2 protein-coding genes and 2 pseudogenes are annotated in these 2,698 nt (G+C 54.6%); 3 read left to right on the top strand and 1 reads right to left on the bottom strand.

The features are described 5' to 3' along the window. Both BG74_RS17490 and BG74_RS13725 read left to right on the top strand, forming a co-directional pair. Window positions 1–199 (top strand): annotated as a pseudogene (locus BG74_RS17490) (beta-ketoacyl-ACP synthase I); the annotation flags it as partial. 231 nt (window positions 200–430) lie between these two features. Beyond that, window positions 431–580 carry a hypothetical protein gene (locus BG74_RS13725; protein WP_187202734.1) on the top strand — a complete coding sequence of 50 codons (150 nt, stop codon included), beginning with the start codon at window positions 431–433 and terminating at the stop codon, window positions 578–580. A 641-nt stretch (window positions 581–1,221) separates the two neighbouring features. Here the strand turns inward: BG74_RS13725 and BG74_RS06440 are convergent. Beyond that, window positions 1,222–2,229: a flagella biosynthesis regulator gene (locus BG74_RS06440; protein ID WP_066597371.1), complete on the bottom strand. Its 1,008-nt coding sequence runs from the start codon at window positions 2,227–2,229 to the stop codon at window positions 1,222–1,224. Window positions 2,230–2,522: 293 nt separating this feature from the next. Here BG74_RS06440 and BG74_RS17485 point away from each other — a divergent pair. Next, a pseudogene (locus tag BG74_RS17485) lies at window positions 2,523–2,698 on the top strand (4-phosphoerythronate dehydrogenase); the annotation flags it as partial.

Genomic DNA, 2,698 nt, shown 5'->3' with positions numbered 1-2,698 from the left:
GCATGAGACGATCTTTACGTTACTGATGCTAGAGCATGGTTTCATCGCCCCGAGCATTAATATTGACGAACTCGATCCGCAGGCGGAGGGGATGAACGTCATCACCGAGTCGACCCAGCGCACATTGACCACCGTTATGAGTAACAGTTTTGGTTTCGGCGGCACCAACGCAACGCTTGTCATGCGGAAATACCGCTGAGCCGCGTCGGAGAGGCGGTCGTGCCGTGGGGAGCACCGCATTCTGAGCCTCTTTGCTGTGTACAGGCGTAAAGATTTTACCGTGTACAGGTGTAAACATTCACGCTAACCAACGCTTCCCTTTCTACCGTTAAGTGCTTGAGGGAAAGGGCGCACTAAGCATGCTTAACCGACTACATTGGGCACTATTCCGGCGAAATAAGACGATGTTCATTCTCGCTGGTATAGTACGGTGTTTCTGTATTATTTGACCGTGGAATTGCCGTTACTGGTTATCCTGCTTTACGTCCATGACAAGCTGGGGCTCAGTAATACCCTAGGGAGCTTTGCGGTCGGTGTTCAGTTTCTAGCTACGGCACTGACCTGTAGTTATGCCGACTAATCCGCAGTTATGCCGGTAGACTCGCCGACCAGTTTAGCGCCAAGTGATCCCCACCGCAGGGAACGGCGGCATGCAGACTGGCTGGCGGAGTGTTCTATCTGCTTTCCGCTGTGCTGCCGTTATCGGTTTATCCACGTTACGGGCTGTTGCTGATAAGGCGTATGATGCTGGATTTTAGTGAGAGTCAATTGCTGACTAGTACCTTAAGATAGGGGTTCGGTTTGCTGGCGCAGGCATGTGCGACGGCGGTAGGAGACTATAGTGCGTTTCAGGATGTCGCCTATGCCGTGTCGGACCGCTAAAGGGTATGCTGGCGACTGCCTTCTGTTACGCTTCGGTATTTAGTGCCGCCATACAATGCGAGCTGGCAAGTATTGCTATAATACTGTTGTTCGCCAGGCAGCGATAACTATCAAGCGGTTACCGCAGCGTTTGACGGACATGTGTGGGATGTGCGTAAACGGCACATTGTGCGCCCTCCCACAAATTGTGAGCCCTCCCACAAAAGTAGCATCTTCCTGCGCGTCGCTAACTAGGGCTACTTGCTCTTCGGCGCGCGTTGATACTGGTGTATAAACCGCGCCGGCTGCGCTCATCAGTTACTCTTCCCCGCGCCTAATGTGTAGCGCCTCGCCCAGCCATCAGCGGGCCAGCAGCCAGATAACCAGCAGCACTATGGCGAAGAACACCCCGATCACCAGAGGTGAACGCGACTCGCGGACGGTCCGAGGCGCGTGTTCCGTCGCGATGAGAGGATGGGTCACCGTCTGAAGCAGCCGGAAATAGGGGGTTTGGTGCTGGCTCTGGGTGCAGCTCAGGCGATAAATATACATATATTGCATCACCGCGTTAACCTGAGTGGTAGTCAAAGGCGTCTGCCTGTCGGCGGCGAAATGTTGCCGGCAGTACTGTTCCACTGCCTGCTGCTCCTCGCCGTGGATGAGATATTTGGGCACCGCCGAGAGTGGCGTCAAAGTGGGGTGCCTCTGCTGCGACAGCATGAAATGGCTTTGTAAAAACTGGCTTAACAGCGGGAAATAGCGGGCGAAAATCGGATTCAGCCCCATCATGCAGTGCAGACTTTCCCAAAGCTCGGTCGGCGTTTCGCTTGTCAATGCCGCCAGTTTGGTAATGAGCTGGCCGATGGCCTGGTTTTCCACCGGCAGCAGGGTACGATCAGTCATGGCGCTATGCTGCTGCGACGCCGGAATATCCAATTGCCTACTTTGCAATAACTGTAGTATCTGACACAGTTGGTCGGTGTCCGATTGACTTAAGACGGTGTGGCCGAACTGGTTGCGGATATAGTCACTCACCGCCTGCCGATTGTTGCTCTGAGGCAACAGATCGGTCAGCGGCCGCAATAGCTGTCGGCCGGCGAGTGTCGCTTTCGCCATCAATAATCGCCTCTGTAGCATCTGTTCAGCGGCGATAAAATGCCGCACCCGTAACTCACCGTTGCCAGCAATGTGCAGGTGGTGGAGTAGCGCGGCCCAAATTTCTGCTGGTTTATTGGGGCTAAGGGCCAATATGCAGGTAATCAGCCGATCAAGCGTGGTGCGCTGGGCGGTGGTCAAAGGCCGATCCTGTCCGGTCGGTGGCAGTGTCTGACCCTGTGGTAGCGTACCTGGAACGGTAACTGGTTGCATAGTGTATGTCCTCTCGGGATAACAGACGGTGAAGATCCGGCGCTGTAGCGTGAACGTGCGCTGTTGGGGCTGTTAATAGAATAGCAAGCCCCGTCGGCAGTAGTATAGGCTCTGTCGCCGGGAGGTATTTTCTGATGGATAAGCATATTTAGCCTATGCCCTGCAAACCTAGCAGGTTGCGCCGGCGGTAATGGTAAAATGAAGCGTGATAGGGTTAGTTAGGATTTTTACGCATTCTGTGGCAGAATACTCCCTTTATAATGTTTGATGGCATTGTACTGCCGGATCCTGATGTGAAAATCCTGGTGGATGAGAATATACCCTACGCCGAGGCTCTGTTCGGTCGCTTGGGCGACGTACAGGCGGTAGCAGGTAGGGTCATTCCTGCACCGTCGCTGGCGCAGGCTGACGCGCTAATGGTGCGTTCTGTGACCCGAGTCGACGGCGCCCTGCTCGACGGCAGCCCGGT

Origin of the sequence: Sodalis-like endosymbiont of Proechinophthirus fluctus (genome assembly GCF_001602625.1) — a bacterium.
In the GTDB taxonomy this organism is placed as follows: domain Bacteria; phylum Pseudomonadota; class Gammaproteobacteria; order Enterobacterales; family Enterobacteriaceae.
This window is presented reverse-complemented; position numbering and strand designations above follow the sequence as displayed.

Bases quoted from the DNA above. Each gene is read 5' to 3' on its own strand.
- BG74_RS06440 (WP_066597371.1), bottom strand. From the start codon at position 2,229: ATGCAACCAGTTACCGTTCCAGGTACGCTACCACAGGGTCAGACACTG.